Genomic DNA, 18320 nt, shown 5'->3' with positions numbered 1-18320 from the left:
GACCGCCTCGGTTTGCGCTCAATTGCCCGCGCTTCTTTCTCCCCGAGTCCCGCCATGCGCTTCAAGGCAGTCAGTCCATGATTTACACTTACCTGACCGCCCTGAGCTCCCGCTGTAGTTCCCGTTAGTTTCAGCATTTTTACGGCCGGTGCCGAAGAGCCTAATTTGGTATAACCGTTGACTTCGAGTTCAGATGTAGGCGCCGTCGTGCCTATACCCACATTTCCGGATGCCGTCAATCGCATGACTTCGCTATTATTGTTTGTTCTGAAAAGCATATTATTGGGAGCCGAAGTAGGATTGTATATAATCGCACCATTCGTCGCATTTCCATTGGCACCAAATAGAATTCCTGTTTCTGCTGAAGTTGAAAGAAGATTGAGATAAGTGTTACCTGCACTTTCAATTGTAGCTGCGGCATTGACATTTGGGGTTAATCCTGACGCACTTTTTTGGATATGCAGAAAAGACGATGGAAAGCTTGTTCCAATGCCCACTTCGCCTGTACCTTTAAATCGTATGTTTTCTGTAAATCCCGAACTTGTTCCATAACCGAAAGCAATATCACTGGCAGCAGTAGAGCAATAGAGTTGCAGTAAAGTGTTCTGAACACCAATGCCATAAATATTCGACGTTCCACTATTATAGAAACATATTTTATCGCCCACAGTTTTTTTAAACTCTAACGGATAACTCGGTGCAAAAGAACCCAGACCTATATTTCCGGCGGTATCTAAAACAACGCGTTCGATATTATTGGTGCGTATCGCCAACGATTGGTTGTCTGCTGTACCTATAAAATTCGTGAAGGAATTCGTTCCCGTATTTCCATTAATCCCCCAATTGCTTTTATTCCCGACGCCAATCCAACTGCTAGTGGAATTGTCCCAATAATAAAATCCTGGTAAATTAGAACCCGAAGTCGTGGTCAGATACACTAGCATTGCTTGCTGCAAAGACGTCGGATTGGTTACCGGAAAGACATCTACTTTTGGAATAATGATACCGTCGGTGTTTGATGGTGCGCTTTGGCTTGTGGAAACGACTTCCATTTTGGCATTTGCTGAGACATTTGCTTTTCCTACTCCAACATTTCCCGCTGCAGAAATGGTCATTTGGGTAATATTGTTATTGGTCCTGAATCCCATTTGATTGAGTGTTCCTGAATTGTATAAAATCCCGCCATTGGTCGCATTTCCTCCTGTTCCGAATAATATTCCGGTTTCCGCTCCTGCACCTACCAATAAATTGAAATACATATTGGAAGTACTTTCCAAAGTGGCTAATGCATTGGCATTGGGAGTCATACCCGAACCATTTTTAAACACATGTAATTTTGAAACCGGATTGGAAATGCCTATACCTACTTTACCGGTTCCAGTAAATCGAACATTTTCAGTAAATGCGGTACTGTCGCCATAGCCAAACCCAATATTGGTGGTCGCTGCATCGCTAAACATCTGAAGCAAACCAGAGCCGATTCCAAAACCATACTTATTGGTTGCTCCCGAATTATACAGACAAACTTTATTTCCCAAAATCGGTGGGAATTCTAAAGGGCTTCCGGAAGTTGGAATGAAATCCCCGATTCCTAAAGTTCCACTGGCAGTAAGTACCATCTTATCTACGTTTCCATTGGTTCTGAAAAAAAAACCTTCGGGTGAATTGGGACTATTATAAATGATGGCGCCGTTGGTGGAGTTTCCGTTATCGCCAAACAGCAATCCTGATTCTTTGTTGCCAGACAATAAACTTAAATAGGTGTCATTATTATTTTCTATAGTGAACACTGAACCCGGATTGGGCGTCATTCCTGATGCATTTTCAAATACATGGAATTTCGAAAACGGATTGGCTGTTCCAACTCCAACTTTACCACCAGCAGTTAGCCGAAGGGTTTCGGTATTATTTGTTTTGAATGCAATGTCGTTATTGTCGGTAGTCCCCATAAAATTGTTAGTCGCATTGGTGCCAGCGTTTCCTGCCATACCCCAATTGCCTTTAGATCCAACACCAACCCAACTCGTTACAGCATTATCCCAATAATAAAATCCGGGGGTTTTGGTTCCAATGGCTGTTGTTAAAAAAATAAGCATACCTTCCTGGGCAGCGGTAGGATTTGTAACAGGAAATGCATCTACTCTTGGAATCAAAATCCCATCCGTATTAGATGGTGCCGCTTGATTGGTCGAATTGATGTCGAGTTGCGCATTCGGCGTAGTGGTATTGATTCCTATTTGGGCAGATACTAACGAAGAGATCGAAAGCAAAATTAGAAGAATACTCTTTTTCATAAGTTCAATTTTATACGCAAAGATGTTGCTGTATTACTTTATAAAAAAGCACCAATAGACCAACAACCTTATAAATAGACGAGCGTTTATTCAGTTGCTAAAGAATTATTCCTATTTTTGAATAAAGAACATTTTAAATGGGAACATTCAACTGTGTCATTGTTGACGATGACGATATCGACCGATTGACGGTGCTTTCGTATGCGAAAAAGTTTCCTGTTTTGAATATTGTTGGAATATTTTCTAACGCCAATGATGCCTTAGGTCTGTTGGAAAATGGTTCTATAGATATACTGTTCCTAGACATCGATATGCCTGAATTGAGCGGATTAGAATTTCGAAAAAAAGCCATGCACATTCCGGTTTGCATTTATATCACGGCACATCCAGAGCACGCTGTTGAAAGTTTTGAGTTAGACACATTAGATTTTATTGTAAAGCCCATCAAACTAGACCGCTTTTCTCAAACCATAGCTCGAATTATAGAGTTTATGGAAATAAAGCACAAAGCACAACTGTTCGAATCGAGCATAGGAGGTGATACCATTTACATCAAAGAAGGGTATGAAAAAACAAAAATAAAACTCCACGACATCCTATATCTTGAGGCTCTAAAAGATTATACACTCATTGTAACCCAACAAAAAAGGCATTGTGTATTATCGAGTATTGGAATGCTGTTGAAAGAATCTCATTTTCAATCTTTCATCCGTATCCATCGAAGTTTCGCGGTACAAAAACAGTTTATTCAAACCATAGGAGCGCAAGAAATCTTACTGAATAATAATGTTTTGATTCCAATTGGAAGAAGTTATAAGAGCAATTTGAATTTGATTTTATGAAGCATTTATTTAGCATTCTATTTTCACTTATCGCTCTGAGTGTTGTCGCTCAGAAACAAGGTCAGCAGCGTATAGACTCCTTATTAGTGGTCTTGCCAAAAATGAAAACCGATACCTCCAAAGTAAACACCTTAAACGATCTTTCTCTAACCTATAAAAACATCGACTGTTTAAAAGGATTAGAATATGGAAAACAAGCATTAAGCATTTCGAAAAAATTAGATTGGTCAGATGGGATTGCCAATTCTTACAATTCCATTGGGGTTAATTATTTTGCTAAATCTCAATATGTTGAAGCGGAAAAATGCTATAACAATGTTTTAAAAATCACAAAAAATAAAAAAGCAATCAGCACCGCTTTAAGAAATACAGGTGCCATCTATACTTCACAAGGCGACTATGCAAAAGGGTTGAAATATTGTTTTCAAGCTTTAAAAATTAGCGAAGCAGCCAAAGATAAAAAGAACATTTCCCGCACATTTTCTAATATTGGCAGCAACTATTTCTATTTAAAAAAATATGAGAAAGCCATTGCTTATGGTCAAAAGGCATTACAACTTGACGAGCAATTAGAAGATAATATAGGCATCGCTTTAAATTCAGCAAACATTGGACAGACGTATCAACTATTAGGTCAAAAAGACAAGGCATTTGAATATTATAAAAAATCTTTGGCAATCAACACCAAATTAGGGAATAAACTCAGCTTGACCAATAATTTATCGTCAATAGCGGCTTATTATCTTTATATAAAAAAATATCCGGAAGCTTTGCGGTATGGTGAAAAAGCATTAGCCTCGGCCAAGTCAATAGATAATTTAGATTTAATTGCGATCAATTCCTCCATTAATAGTGATGTTTATTTTGGAATGGCAAAAAGCACTACCGATATAAACAAAAGAAAGGAATTATTAAATCAGGCTCGAGTCAATTGTATCCATGCATTGAATATTCATAAAAAGACAAACGATCAACTCGAATTGTATAATGATTATTCGCAGTTGTCTCATATCGATGAATTTATTGGCAATGCGTCTATAGCTTTAGATTCCTATAAATTGGCGATTTCCTATAAAGATTCTATTTATAATGCCGATAACAAAGAAACCATCAAAAACCTCGAAGACAAAAGAACTATTGAACTCAGAGACAAGCAAATTCAACTGAATCGGCTCACGATCGAATCGAAAGAAAAACAAAAATGGTATTTCATTTTCGGAATTTTATCGCTCGGAATTATTGGAAGTTTGCTTTTCTATCAAAGTCGAAATCGAAGAAAAACCAACGAGAAATTACAGCTTTTAAATGCTGAATTAGACCAAGCCAACAAAACCAAAACCCGATTTTTCAGTATTTTAAATCATGATTTGCGAAGCCCGGTTTCGAACCTGATTCACTTTCTGCATCTGCAAAAAGAAAATCCGGAATTGCTCGATGATGAAAGTAAAAAACGCATGGAAAACAAAACCATTTCGGGTGCTGAAAACCTTTTAAATTCAATGGAAGATATTTTATTGTGGAGCAAAGGGCAAATGGAAAACTTCGAGCCCAAACTTAAAGCCATTGCTGTACAAACGATTTTCGAGGACATTCAAAACCATTTTGCTAGCGAAGAAAGAGTCCAAATTCGGTTTGAAAATTACGACAACATTTCCATTCATACCGACGAGAATTACGTAAAAACCATCATCCGAAATTTGACCGGAAATGCAATAAAAGCACTCGCTAAAATTGAAAACCCAAGCATTGTTTGGAAAGCTTGGCAAGAAAACGGAAATTCTTACTTATCGGTTACCGACAATGGTTTGGGAGGAACACAAGAGCAATTCAAAGCATTATACGACGAAAACGAAGTGGTCGGTATTCAATCGGGTTTGGGCTTGCATCTGATTCGTGATTTGGCCAAAGCGGTTGATTGTTCTATTGCTGTTGATTCGAAACCAAATGAGGGAACTACTTTTATACTTTCATTTACATAAATGACAATTACTCTTCATAAGTCACCAAAACCCGAATTGGTTTGGATAAAATATTCGCAGAATTAGCGGCTTTATTCCATACGACAACACTCGTCGCTGAAATGTAGTAGTCGTACTCATAGCCTGTACCACCGGTGTAAGAAGGTGGTACAGAATTCCCGGAACTATATTCTACCAAAACACTCACAGATAAAATCTTCGAACTTGTCAGCCCATGAACAACTTGGACAAACCCTCCTTGGGAATTGCTGCTTGTCCCTGTAAGCTTTATCATCTTTACCGCAGGTGCTGTTGTTCCTAGTTTTGTAAACCCATTCACTTCTAATTCAGATGTTGGATTATTGGTACCGATACCGACTTCACCTGTTCCTTTGATACGCATTCTTTCTGTAAATGCGGCACTAGTTCCGTAACCAAAAGCAATATCGTCTACACTGGTTGCAGAATGTATTTGCAATAAAGTGCTTTGAACTCCAAAACCATAATGACTTCCGGCACCTCCAAAGAGGGATATTTTATCGCCTAAAACGCCATCAAATTGCATTGGAAAATCGGCTTTAATATTGCCAATGCCCACATTACCCACATCGGAAATCGTCATTCGGGTTAGATTGGTATTGGTTCTAAATTGGAGTGAATTGGGCATGCCTGCCGGGCTATAGATAATTCCACCACTAGTAGATACACCACTAGACCCAAACACAACGCCGCTTTCTTGATTCGACAATAAATTTAAAAACGTAAGGTCGCTATTTTCTATAATGGCCGGGGCAAACGGATTGGGTGTCATACCTGTGGTGTTGGTTCTAATATGAAGTTTGGCTTGCGGATTCGTTATTCCAATACCTATATTTCCGTTTCCTTTGATACGGAAGCTCTCTGTAAAAGTGGCACTAGTTCCGTATCCGAACGCAATGTCATCAGTACTATTGCTGGCGTGAATTTGAAACAAGTTAGTTTGTACTCCGAAACCAAAATGAGATCCAGAAGCACCATATAAGGAAATTTTATCGCCTAGATTATCATTGAAATGTAACGGAAAATTGGGGTTTGAATTTTTAATTCCCACATTACCATTTCCTTTAAAACGCACATTTTCAGTGAATGACGAACTACTTCCATAGCCAAAAGCTACATCGCTTGCATTAGTACTGGTGTGTATTTGTAATAAGCTTGCCTGAATGCCAAAACCATAATGATTTCCTGCTCCACCGTATAAGGATATTTTATCTCCTAAAATACCATCAAACTGGAGTGGGTAATTGGCTTTGAAAAAACCTATGGCTACATTACCAACATCCGAAATCGTCATTCGCGTAAGATTAGTATCTGTCCTAAACTGAAGTGCTTTAGGCATAGATGCTGGACTATAAATAATGCCACCACTTGAAGATATGCCTTGTGTCCCGAAAACCACGCCAGATTCTTGATTGGATAATAAATTTAAAAAAGTGTATTCGTCGTCTTCAATAGTGGCAGACGCATTCGGATTAGGGGTCATTCCTGTAGCAACGGTTTTGATGTGTAGCTTTGACAAAGGATTGGTTACACCTATTCCGACATTTCCATTTCCTTTAATACGCATGCTTTCGGTAAACGCAGCACTGCTGCCATATCCGAAAGCGATGTCGCTTAAGTTATTAGAAGAATGCATTTGTAATAAAGAGCCTTGAATTCCAAAACCATAATGAGCTCCAGTGCCTCCATATAATGATATTTTATCTCCGATAGCAGTTTTAAACTGCAATGGATAATCCGGATTGGTAAGCCCTATACCCATATTTCCATTTCCTTTGATGCGCACACCTTCCGTAAAAGAACCACTACTGCCGTATCCAAAAGCAATATCGCTACCCAAAAGATCGGAGTGAATTTGAAGTAAGTTCCCTTGAATTCCAAAACCATAATGAGCTCCAACACCACCATATAAGGATATTTTATCCCCAAGTGTCCCTGGAAAATGCAAAGGATAGTTTGGGACAAAACTTCCAATAGCAATATTTCCGGTATCGGAGATTACCAAACGATTGGCATTTCCATTGGTTCTTAAAAGCATTCCGTTGGGTAATCCTGTTGGATTGTATATGATGCCTCCATTGGTAGAAACGCCATTCGCGCCAAATAAAATTCCGGATTCATCACCTGAAAGCATACTCAAATAGGTAGCTGTGTTGTTTTCTATAGTTGCCACAGAAGATGGATTTGGAGTCATTCCCGAAGCATTGTTCATCACATGCAATTTAGAAGCCGGAGTACTATTGCCAATTCCGACTTTCCCGGTATGAAACATATCATCGGTAATGGCATTCGGCGAAGCAGTCGTGCCAACTTTATACCAAGCTTTATCATTGGCCTTTGAGGAAATACCAACCCAACTGCTTGTGAGATTGTCCCAATAGTAAAAACCAGGAGTATTTGTGCCTGCAGTAACCATCAAATAAACCATCATGCCTTGTTGTGCAGCGGTAGGATTGATTGCCGGAAAAGCATCCACTCTCGGAATTAGTAATCCATCGGTATTGGTAGGTGTTGCCGAATCACTCGCCAAAATGTCTAATTGCGCTTTAGGCGAAGTGGTGTTTATCCCAACTTGTGCATTGCTTTGTATGAAAAAAAGTAAAACTGCTATTCTAAAAATCGTTTTCATGATGTGTTATTTTGAGCAAAATTGGGCATTTAAATAGCGTGAAACCTGAATTTTATACCAACGACAATTATATTATACTATCGACTTATTCTAAATAAAAATTTCTATTTTTGAAATATAAAGCATGCTATATGAAAACTTGGAACTGTATTATCGTTGACGATGAAGATGTTGATAGACTCATGGTCGTTGCTTTTGCTAAAAAATTTCCCCAGCTCAATATCATTGGAACCTATAAATCTGCGGAAGACGCCATCGATATATTGAATAAAACCAGCATCGATATTCTTTTTCTAGACATTGACATGCCAGGATTTAGCGGTGTTGAGTTAAGAAAAAAAGCAATGGAAGTTCCGGTTTGTATTTTTATAACTGGTCATGCAGAATACGCCGTCGAAAGCTTCGAATTAGAAACCTTAGATTTTATCGTGAAGCCTTTGCGATTTGAAAGGTTTGAAAGAGCGATGCAACGTATCGAACAGTTCCTAGAAATTAAAGAAAAGGCCACATTATTCGAATTGAGTTTTGGAGAAAACGCTATTTTTATCAAAGAAGGCAGTGAGAAATCAAAAATCAATCTCTTTGATATTTTGTATTTGGAAGCGCTCAAAGATTACACCCTTTTGGTTACGCCACAAAAGAAACACTGTGTTTGGTCGAATATTGGCTCACTTTTAAAACAGGACCCTTTTCAATCTTTTACTAGAATTCATAGGAGTTTTGCCATTCAAAAGCAATTTGTGAAAAAAATATACGCCCAAGAAATCATGCTTAGTAATAATGCGTTGCTTCCTGTGGGCAGAAGTTATAAGGAAAGTCTAAAATTGTTGTTATGAAACGATGGCTGTTTTGGTGGTTTCTTTTCCCTGCAGCGCTCTTGGCGCAAAAACAGCCTGTGATTGATTCGATGTTGGTTTCCTTACGCCACTGTAAAGAAGATACTTTGAAAGTCAATCAACTTCACAAAATTGCCCTTTATTTTATTGATGCTGACACTACAAAAGCATTGCGCTATGGTAAATATGCACTCCAACTTTCCCGAAAAATACAGTGGGAAAAGGGTATAGCTGCCTCAAATTTTTACCTCGGAACAATCTACAATGCTCATTTCAGTTATGACAAAGCATTGGTATATTTCAATCAATCGCTCTACACCACCAATAAAAAAATGCTTAGCAAATCCTACCAAAATATTGGCGGTATTTATATTTATAAAAGCGATTATTCTAAAGCATTAGCGTTTTATTATAAAGCATTAAAAATAGATGAAGTCTTAAAAGACAAAAAAGGGATTGCTAAAATATCGGCCAATATGGGATCGATTTATTATGGTATGCGGAGTTATTCAAAAGCTTTAGACTACTTCAATAAAGCGGCGGTTAGGTATGAACAGTTGGGGAATGATACCGATTTAGCCATTGTTTATAGAAATATGGGAAGTGTGTATAATAGCTTGAAGCAATCACAAAAAACCTTATTCTATTATGAAAAAGCCAATACTTTGAGTAAAAACTCCAACAATAAAGCTTTGCAAGCCCGTATTCTGTCTGACATTGGACTTCTGTATTATAATTTAGATGATTACGATAAAGCGATTAATAACTGTCAAAGTTCTTTAAAAACAATGACTAATGGCACCGATGACAAGCAAGGAATTGCTTTCAATTATGGCGTTTTGGGAGATTCTTATATCGAAAAGGCAAAAGCAAATCACAACAATACAGTGCTTTTGGATAGTGCTATTTTCAATCTCAATAAAGCGGTGCAATTGCACCAACAGCTCGGCAGCAATCGTGATTTAGCTTATGATTATTCGAGTATTACACAAGTGCATAAGTTGCGAGGCGATTATAAAAATGCTTTGGTTGCGTATGAAACTTCGATGATTTATAAGGATTCTATTTTCAATTCTGACAACAAAGAAACCATCAAAAACCTTGAAGACAAAAGAGCAATTGAACTTCGAGATCGCGAAATTAAAATCAACAAACTGCAACTCGAAGCCAAAGAAAAACAAAAATGGATGCTGCTTTCCGGTTTGGTATTATTGGGAATTATTGGAGGTTTGCTTTTTTATCAAAGTTACAATCGAAGAAAAATCAATAAAAAATTACGAGCTTTAAACCTCAATCTGGAAGAAAAAAACAACGAACTCGACCAAGCTAATAAAATCAAAGCCCGCTTCTTCAGTATTTTAAATCATGACTTGCGAAGTCCGGTCTACAATCTGATTCATTTTCTGCATTTGCAAAAAGAAAATCCGGAATTACTAGATGATGATATGAAGGTCGCCATACAAAAGAAAACAATGCTTTCGGCAGAAAATCTAGTGGCGTCGATGGAAGATATGCTACTTTGGAGCAAAGGCCAAATGGAAAACTTCAAACCGCAACCCACCAAAATATTCTTAAATGATTTGTTTGAAGACATTCAAAAGCATTTTTCGGGAGAAGAGAAAGTAACAATCACTTTTGAAAATATAGGAAATATTCATATCAATACTGATGAGAATTACTTAAAAACGATTATGCGGAACTTGACAGGAAATGCCATTAAAGCTTTAGAGAAAGCAGAAAAACCAACAATACTTTGGAAAACTTTGCAGGAAAACCATCAATCCTACTTGTCGATTACCGACAACGGCCCAGGCGGTACAAAAGAAGCGTTTAAAGCATTATATGACGATACAGAAGTGGTTGGTATTAAAACGGGTTTGGGGTTGCATCTTATTCGCGATTTGGCCAAAGCGATTGATTGTGATATTACGGTTGATTCTAGAGTAGATGAAGGATCTACGATTACATTGAAATTTTCAGTTTAATCTCCTATTTTCAAAAGACTAATTCCTCCTGCTCCAATAGACCATTGATTTGTAATTGCTGCAAAATTACCAAAGGCATCCTGTCTATATTGCAACTTTAAAACATCTCCTGCCACTAAATTTTTTATAAACGTTGTCGATGGATTTAATGGGTCATATATGCGATAAATACTGGTATTTGTATACTGATCAAATCTCATCCAAATAGAAGCAGTCTTATAAAGTTCCGAAGAAGTTGTTGTATTAAAAACTCTGACTTGACCTGATCCATCATAGTCAGTATCTACTCCTACAATATAAGCACTGTTATTTCCCGAATGTGAATAAAATGTAATTAAGTATTTTCCTGTTTCGGGAACGGTAACCAATGGATTAGGATCATCGACCCAAGTATTTCTAGTAACTAAAGGTAAAAATGTAGTACTTTCGGCTGATACTGAAACAGGATAAGTTGGTTTAACCGCTTTTTCGGCAAGCAAAGCATACGGAACACTTAATAATTGTGTCGTTGCTGAAATCGTGTAATTGCTTCCGCCGGTAGGATCCGTTTCTGTTTTTACGAAATAGGGGCCGTCGGACCAGTCGATCGAAGCGAAATTTCCAAATTGAGGGGGGCCATTTCCAATTTGCAACGTAGCCAATCCGTTGGCGTTGGTCGTGGTGGAATGGGTTTCGATATAAACAGTAGTTCCCGAAACAGAAGTTCTTAGGATGCTTATCCTCATACCGACATTGGTATTGGCGACGAGCGTATTAGAGGCATTTCTGATGACCGCTTGATAACTCATTTTTTGCGGTACTTGTGCGAGTAAGATTGTAGTAGTAAAAACCAATAGTATTAGTGTGTATAGCTTTTTACTCATGCTAATATTTGTTTTATGGATTTGCTTCGCCAGTTCGCTGGCGCTCGGGTCGTGAACCTTTGGTTTCATATGATTTTAGTTTTTGATTATTTTGAAAGTTTTGATTTGCTTTTGGTTGGAAAGTAATTTCAAAAGATAAGTTGATGCTGTGTATTGTTGCATATCGAGCAGGGTTTCAACCGTAGTGATTTTGCCTTCTTTGATTTTTTTCCCTTGAATATCGTAGAGTTGATAAGTCAAATTATCAGTATTCAAATCCGGTACTGAAATGATAATATTGGAAATCAGAGGGTTTGGATAAACCATAGCGTTAAGATTGATATTTGTGAAATCTTCGTCGCTCAATGTGAAAATTTCAAACGGTTGTTGCACGCCTTGTGCTGCGGAACCATTGCTGCCGGTTTGGGTAGCATAATCTGTTTGGCCAATGGAAAAACTAATACTACCTCCAAGCCCAGCCGCATCACCACCTGAAGCCATCGAATTTTGTTGGGCTTGCAGTTTTGTTAAGTTACTGATTAGCAGTAATAAGATTAGTGTTTTAGTTGCTTTCATAATCTTTAAAAGTGGTTGGTTGTATAAAGATAAATAAATTATGAAATGGTTTTGCTGATCTATTAAAAAATTTAATAGCGATAGTTTTAAAACAAAAAAAGGCCCGACTTGCATCGAACCTTTCTATAAAATTTAATCTTGTAATTTACAAAAGCGCATTCAAACTATCAGCATAAGTCTGCTTCGGAGCTACACCAACTTGTCTTCCTACAACTTCTCCGTTTTGAAAAACCAACACAGTCGGTATGTTTCTCACACCATATTTCGCAGCGAATTCTTGATTTGCATCTACATCTACTTTTCCGATGACGGCTTTACCCGCAAATTCTTCACTAATTTCGTCGATGATCGGACCCACCATTCTACACGGACCGCACCATGCTGCCCAAAAATCTACCATTACTGGTTTATCTGATTTTAATACTACTTCATCAAAAGTAGCATCGGTTATTGCTAAAGCCATAAGTTTTATCTTTAAAAATTGTACACAAAATTAGCGATTTATTTCCAATGAAATGGCTTCAGCGATTTGTTTTGGCTATAAAAGTATTGCCTATGCTTATTTTTGATTTTTTTATGATTTTCAGGAGCTATTTCCTGCTGTTCGCTAAATCTTTTGCGCCGAACAACGGCACAAAAGGATATCGCTTCCATCAGGGCTAGGGTTTTTCGGCTCGAAACTGTTCTTGTTTGAATAGTATATTTTGCTATTATCGACCAGCTTCTTTAATTTTTTGGAGATTGTAATGATTAAAAAGGCCACATGAAGTTTTCGAATTCTAAATCATTCCCGTCGAATTCTAAATTTGTTCTGTTGCATTAAATCAAAATACTATATTTACGAGCCAAAAGTCAATCACACTTGTTTTTTGGATTGCATTTAAAACCCCTTAAAAGCCCTTTACTTGAATACTATTTCTTTTACCAATGCTAAGGTGAATACTCAGTTGTCTGATGAAAGAAAATATTTTCTTTTATTGTTTGTTCACATTTTATTAGGTTGCCTACTATACGTTCGTCCGGGACTTGGTTCATTTTACGGAATTCTTATAACGATTTCAGGTTTTTTGTATGTGGTATGGAATAAAAACCAAAACCATGAAGTTCTTCAAGTAGCTGCTTACTTCATAGGCAGTGAAGTGCTCTTGCGCATGTCAGATAGTTTTCTCAATTATGAATTTGTGAAATATGCCATTATAGTGTTGGCTGTTTTGGGCATATTTTATAGCGGTTTCTCAAAAAGAACGATCCCTTATTGGGTTTATCTTTTAGCATTATTTCCAAGTATATTTTTTAATAATGATGTATATCATTTGTCGAAAACAGCATTAAACGGATTTTCTTTCGATCTTTCTGGGCCAATCTGCTTAGGCATTGTAGCTATTTATTGTTTCGATAAAAAAATGTCATTAGCCACATTGAATACTATTTTATTATCCATAGGGCTTCCTATTTTGAGTTGTGGCATTTATGTTTTTTTATATAGTCCACAAATTAGTGGTAATCTAACAAGTGTTGAGTCTAATGGCAGTTTTTCCGGCGGTTTTGGGCCCAATCAAGTAGCAACTACTTTAGGACTGGGAACACTTATTTTTTTCATACAACTTGTTATAAATGCTAACACTAGAATTCGTTTTGTTATTCATTTATTGGCTTTTTCATTGCTCTGTTATTTAGGGTTGCTGACTTTTTCGAGAGGTGGTATGATTACTGGGTTAGCAGCTTGCATTGTTTTTTTGGTTTCGATATATTACAATTCGAAAGCCTATGGAAAAACAAAAGCTAAACAAGGAATGGTTTGTTTTATCGCCACAGTTTTAGTGATATCAACTTTGATTTCATATCAAACCAATGGACTTATCGAAAAAAGATATACCAACAGAGATCATTTGGGCAGAATCAAAAGAGATAAAGCTACCGATAGAAAGGAATTGGCAAAAGAAGAAATTATTTTGTTTGTCGAGAACCCAGTTTTAGGAATTGGAGCCGGAAAAGGAACCCAAATACGTCAAGTGGAATTTGGGAGTAAAGTTCAATCACATGATGAATTAACCCGATTACTTGCCGAACATGGCGTAATGGGATTAATCGACATTCTTATTTTAATCATTGTGCCTTTACTTTTGTTTTTTAAATCCAGACAAAATGTTTTTTTAGCTACTTTTTTTGCTTTTTGGTTTCTTACGATAAATCATTCCGGAATGAGAACTGCTGCTCCAGCCTTTATATATGCACTGATGCTTTTAAAAATAGCCATCGATGACGAGCCTTTTTTTACAAAACAAACTTTAAAGGACATTTAATTTACCAACAGGATTGTAGATTAATTCAATTTAAAATGAAGTTGCATCTTTTCTAATTCCTGCAGCAATTCATTAGAAATTTTAATTTTCAATTTTCGACTTGGCATCGACAACCGCGTGATGATTTTGGTTTCCTCTACTTCGGTAGTGACATTAAGCTCGGATGATTCTTGAATCGATATCATGTCTTCTTCAAGCGGAATATCTTCAGATGCAATTGCAATTGGAGTTGCAGCAACTTCTATTTGTTTTTTGATGGTTTCCAATTCCATGACTTCAAAATCAACATTATGATCACCGCGATTTGATTGAAAAACAGTACTCAATTTGGTAATCATTTCCGACTGTAAATCTTTTATATTGAGATGAATGATGAGTTTTTTAGCAAAAGTCGGCAATACATCTTGAAGGTATTGCACCAACAAAAACTGCATTCTCGGTTCGCCTTTTTTACCCGTTTCTTTATCAGCCCAACCTTCTTTTACAATAATTTTGATGTAAGTGAAATTGTTTTGAATCAAAAAATGACGGAACTTCAAATACTCTTCGCCGAAAATTCTAAACTCAAAACTCTCGTCGTAACCTTCCATCATAAACGACGCCCAACCTTTGCCGTTCTTGGCTACACGGTGTTGTACGTTCGTAATAATACCACCAAAACTTAAATTCTTATTGACGTATTGTTCCAGATTTTTGAGTACTTCCAATTTAGCATTACAAAAATATTGCATCTCAAATTTATAATCGTCCAACGGATGGCCCGAAATATAAATGCCGACCACTTCTTTTTCTTTGGCCAATTTTTCCATCGTGCTCCAATCTTCACATGGCGGCACGGTTGGTTCGGGTATTTGCACATCACTGGCTTCTCCAAACAAGCTCACTTGAGATGAATTTTCGTTTTCTTGAAATTTAGCACCATAACGAATGGCTTTTTCCAAAAACGTAATGCCATCGCCTTCATCATGAAAATACTGCGCTCTTGTGGTGCCCGAAAACGAATCGAAACCTCCAGCCAATGCTAGGTTTTCGAATGCTTTTTTGTTAGCGGCTCGCAAATCAATGCGCTTGGCGAGATCAAAAATCGATTTGTATTTGGCGTCTTTTCGGTTTTCGACAATGGTTTCTACGGCGGCCATTCCAACACCTTTTACAGCGCCAATTCCGAAACGGACGGCATAATTTTCATTCACCGTAAATTTATAAAACGACTCATTCACATCGGGGCCTAACACCTGCAATCCCATGCGTTTGCATTCTTCCATAAAAAAAGACACTTGCTTGATATCGCTCATGTTGTTAGATAACACAGCAGCCATATATTCGGCAGGATAATTCGCTTTCAGATACGCCGTTTGATACGCAATCCAAGCGTAACAAGTGGAGTGCGATTTGTTGAATGCATATTCCGCAAACGCTTCCCAGTCTTTCCAGATTTTTTCCAGTTTGTCTTCAGCGTGGCCTTTCGCAGCGGCTTGACTGATGAATTTAGGTTTCATTTTATCAAGTACATCACGCTGTTTTTTCCCCATCGCTTTACGCAAAACATCGGCATCCCCTTTTGAAAAGTCCGCGAGTTTTTGGGATAAAAGCATTACTTGCTCTTGATAAACCGTAATTCCGTAGGTGTCTTTGAGTAATTCTTCACAGGCATCAAGGTCATATTCAATCGGTTCTTCACCGTTTTTTCTTTTGATAAAACTTGGAATGTAAGCAATCGGTCCCGGGCGATACAGCGCATTCATCGCAATCAAATCATTGAAAACCGTGGGCTTCAATTCTTTCATGTATTTCTGCATTCCGGCACTTTCGTACTGAAAAATTCCGACGGTTTCGCCACGTTGAAAAAGCTCATACGTTTTCAAATCATCAATCGGAAAGGCGTCAGGATCAATGTCTTTTCCGGTTCTGTATTTGACTAATTTGACGGTGTCTTTAATTAAGGTTAAAGTTTTCAAACCCAAGAAATCCATCTTGAGCAAACCAGCGCTTTCTACGACCGAGTTGTCAAATTGGGTGACATACAAATCCGAATCTTTCGCGGTAGCCACAGGAACGAAATTCGTAATATCGCTAGGCGTAATGATGACACCACAGGCATGAATTCCGGTGTTTCGAAGATTGCCTTCCAAAACTTGCGCTTGTTGAATGGTTTCGCCGCCCAAATCTTCTTCTTTCGAAAGTTCGATGAGTTCTTTGATTTTATCGAAATCTTCCTGACGCAAAACCTTTTTGATTTCGGCTTCGGTGTCATTTAGAAATCGTGCTAAACTCCATTTCGACGGAATCAAACCAGGAATCAATTTGGCAATTTTATCGGCTTCGAATAAAGGTAAATCTAAAACTCTTGCGGTGTCACGAATGGCTGATTTCGCGGCCATCGTTCCGTAAGTAATAATTTGTGCGACTTGTTTTGAGCCATATTTATTGATTACATAATCCATGACTTTGCTTCGTCCTTCATCATCGAAATCAATATCAATATCGGGTAATGACACACGATCGGGATTTAGGAAACGCTCGAAAAGCAAATTGTATAAAAGCGGATCAATATTCGTAATTCCGAGACAATACGCCACAACAGAACCTGCAGCAGAACCACGACCAGGGCCAACGGAAACGCCCATGGCTCTTGCCGCCGCAATGAAATCTTGCACGATTAAGAAGTAACCCGGATAACCAGAGTTCTCAATGGTCGTCAATTCGAAATCAATGCGTTCTTGAATTTCAGGTGTGATTTCAGCATAGCGCTTTTTCGCACCGACGAAAGTCAAATGTTTTAAGTAGGAGTTTTCGCCGCGTTTTCCGCTATCGGTTTCATCCTCAGCAATCAGAAAGTCATTTGGAATTTCAAATTTCGGAAGCAAAACTTCACGTGCCAAATTATAGATTTCGATTTTATCTACAATCTCATTGATGTTGGAAATGGCTTCGGGACAATCTTGGAAAAGTTTTTTCATGTCGTCAGCCGATTTGAAAAAATATTCCTGATTGGGCAAACCGAATCGATAACCACGACCACGACCTATCGGTGTGGTTTGTTTTTCTCCATCGCGAACACATAACAAAATATCGTGTGCGTTCGCATCTTCTTTACTGATGTAGAAAGTGTTGTTGGTCGCAACCACTTTTAAATCGTGTTTTTTAGCCAAAGCAATCAATCCTTCATTGACACGGTTTTCGTCTTCCTGATTGTGTCGCATGAGTTCGATATAGCAATCGTCTGCGAAGGTTTCTTTCCACCAAAGCAAAGCTTCTTCGGCTTGATTTTCACCAAGATTCAACAGCTTGTTCGGAATTTCTCCATATAAATTTCCCGACAACACAATGATGTCTTCTTTATATTGCGCGATAACATTTTTATCAATTCTTGGTACGTAATAAAATCCATTCGTGTAGGCAATGGAAGACATTTTGGCCAAATTGTGATAGCCTTTTTTCGTTTTGGCAAGCAATACGATTTGATAGCCGTTGTCTTTTCTGGTTTTGTCGAGGTGGTCATCACAGACAAAAAATTCACAGCCAACAATGGGTTTGATGATTTTTTCTGTGGGCTCTTCATCGTTTTCAATTGCGGTTGCATTTTTAGTTTCGGCGGTTTTGTTGTGGTATAAAATATCACGAACAAAATGAAAAGCACCCATTAAATTGGCGTGATCAGTAATCGCAACGGCCGGCATTTTTTGCTGGGCTGCCGCTTTTACAAGTGAGGCAACGCTGATGGTGGATTGCAAGACCGAAAACTGCGTATGGTTGTGCAGGTGTACAAATTGGGTATCGATAAGAATCTGCTTGTTTTGCGAGAGTTCTTTTTGTGTGATCGGAGCCGCCTGCTTTTCGCCGACCGCCGGCTGAACGAATGGGCAGGCGCGTGGCTCTGCGCCTTTCCCGTCTTCACCAGCCTCTCGCTCTACCGGCCCTATCACCTGACCCATCATCGCCATACGCAGCAGGCCGAGGATCCCGATCTCGGTCTTTCGGCGCCGTTTCCGATCTCGCGCAAGAGCCTGTGGCGC

11 protein-coding genes and 1 pseudogene are annotated in these 18320 nt (G+C 38.2%); 6 read left to right on the top strand and 6 right to left on the bottom strand.

Annotated features, from left to right (window positions below):
* Positions 1-2294 (bottom strand): annotated as a pseudogene (locus tag RMO03_RS00920) (hypothetical protein); the annotation flags it as partial.
* 137 nt (positions 2295-2431) lie between these two features.
* Here RMO03_RS00920 and RMO03_RS00915 point away from each other — a divergent pair.
* The gene (locus RMO03_RS00915; protein WP_309640194.1) at positions 2432-3136 is read left to right on the top strand and encodes a LytTR family DNA-binding domain-containing protein; all 705 of its coding nucleotides are present in this window, start codon (positions 2432-2434) and stop codon (positions 3134-3136) included.
* Between the two features lie 101 nt (positions 3137-3237).
* Positions 3238-5115, top strand: coding sequence for a tetratricopeptide repeat-containing sensor histidine kinase (locus tag RMO03_RS00910; protein WP_309640193.1), 1878 nt, complete (start codon positions 3238-3240; stop codon positions 5113-5115).
* A 7-nt stretch (positions 5116-5122) separates the two neighbouring features.
* Here RMO03_RS00910 and RMO03_RS00905 read toward each other — a convergent pair whose 3' ends face one another.
* Complete coding sequence (locus tag RMO03_RS00905) at positions 5123-7762, bottom strand: hypothetical protein (protein WP_309640192.1); 2640 nt, start codon at positions 7760-7762, stop codon at positions 5123-5125.
* Positions 7763-7893: 131 nt separating this feature from the next.
* On the opposite strand from RMO03_RS00905, the gene RMO03_RS00900 reads away from it, so the two are divergent.
* Both RMO03_RS00900 and RMO03_RS00895 read left to right on the top strand, forming a co-directional pair.
* A complete protein-coding gene (locus tag RMO03_RS00900; protein WP_309640191.1) occupies positions 7894-8598 on the top strand; it encodes a LytTR family DNA-binding domain-containing protein in 705 nt (234 codons plus the stop codon).
* Positions 8595-10583, top strand: a complete 1989-nt coding sequence (locus tag RMO03_RS00895; protein WP_309640190.1) for a tetratricopeptide repeat-containing sensor histidine kinase — start codon at positions 8595-8597, stop codon at positions 10581-10583. The genes RMO03_RS00900 and RMO03_RS00895 overlap by 4 nt, the downstream gene beginning before the upstream one ends.
* On the opposite strand, the gene RMO03_RS00890 is transcribed toward RMO03_RS00895, so the two are convergent.
* From RMO03_RS00890 to trxA, 3 genes are all read right to left on the bottom strand, one after another.
* A complete protein-coding gene (locus RMO03_RS00890; protein WP_309640189.1) occupies positions 10580-11446 on the bottom strand; it encodes a hypothetical protein in 867 nt (288 codons plus the stop codon). The two genes, RMO03_RS00895 and RMO03_RS00890, sit on opposite strands and share 4 nt — an antisense overlap.
* Positions 11447-11521: 75 nt before the next feature.
* Positions 11522-12001 (bottom strand): T9SS type A sorting domain-containing protein, encoded by a 480-nt coding sequence (locus RMO03_RS00885; protein ID WP_309640188.1) that lies wholly within the window; start codon positions 11999-12001, stop codon positions 11522-11524.
* 145 nt (positions 12002-12146) lie between these two features.
* A complete protein-coding gene (gene trxA / locus RMO03_RS00880) occupies positions 12147-12464 on the bottom strand; it encodes a thioredoxin (RefSeq protein WP_298222073.1) in 318 nt (105 codons plus the stop codon).
* Positions 12465-12906: 442 nt separating this feature from the next.
* Between trxA and RMO03_RS00875 the strand changes: the two genes are divergently transcribed.
* Positions 12907-14304 (top strand): O-antigen ligase family protein, encoded by a 1398-nt coding sequence (locus RMO03_RS00875; protein WP_309640187.1) that lies wholly within the window; start codon positions 12907-12909, stop codon positions 14302-14304.
* 20 nt (positions 14305-14324) lie between these two features.
* Here RMO03_RS00875 and dnaE read toward each other — a convergent pair whose 3' ends face one another.
* Positions 14325-18038 (bottom strand): DNA polymerase III subunit alpha, encoded by a 3714-nt coding sequence (dnaE, locus tag RMO03_RS00870; RefSeq protein WP_409024901.1) that lies wholly within the window; start codon positions 18036-18038, stop codon positions 14325-14327.
* On the opposite strand from dnaE, the gene RMO03_RS00865 reads away from it, so the two are divergent.
* On the top strand, positions 18033-18320 hold a 288-nt coding region (locus tag RMO03_RS00865), incomplete at its 3' end, for a fatty acid desaturase (protein ID WP_409024900.1). The two genes, dnaE and RMO03_RS00865, sit on opposite strands and share 6 nt — an antisense overlap.

The organism is Flavobacterium sp. (assembly GCF_031411595.1).
GTDB lineage: Bacteria > Bacteroidota > Bacteroidia > Flavobacteriales > Flavobacteriaceae > Flavobacterium.
Note: the sequence above shows the minus strand (reverse complement) of the source record. Positions and strands in the feature narration are given on the sequence as shown.

Coding starts and splice junctions, on each gene's coding strand:
- RMO03_RS00905 (WP_309640192.1), bottom strand. CDS start 7,762: ATGAAAACGATTTTTAGAATAGCAGTTTTACTTTTTTTCATACAAAGC.
- RMO03_RS00890 (WP_309640189.1), bottom strand. CDS start 11,446: ATGAGTAAAAAGCTATACACACTAATACTATTGGTTTTTACTACTACA.
- RMO03_RS00915 (WP_309640194.1), top strand. CDS start 2,432: ATGGGAACATTCAACTGTGTCATTGTTGACGATGACGATATCGACCGA.
- RMO03_RS00910 (WP_309640193.1), top strand. CDS start 3,238: ATGAAAACCGATACCTCCAAAGTAAACACCTTAAACGATCTTTCTCTA.
- RMO03_RS00900 (WP_309640191.1), top strand. CDS start 7,894: ATGAAAACTTGGAACTGTATTATCGTTGACGATGAAGATGTTGATAGA.
- trxA (WP_298222073.1), bottom strand. CDS start 12,464: ATGGCTTTAGCAATAACCGATGCTACTTTTGATGAAGTAGTATTAAAA.
- RMO03_RS00895 (WP_309640190.1), top strand. CDS start 8,595: ATGAAACGATGGCTGTTTTGGTGGTTTCTTTTCCCTGCAGCGCTCTTG.
- RMO03_RS00885 (WP_309640188.1), bottom strand. CDS start 12,001: ATGAAAGCAACTAAAACACTAATCTTATTACTGCTAATCAGTAACTTA.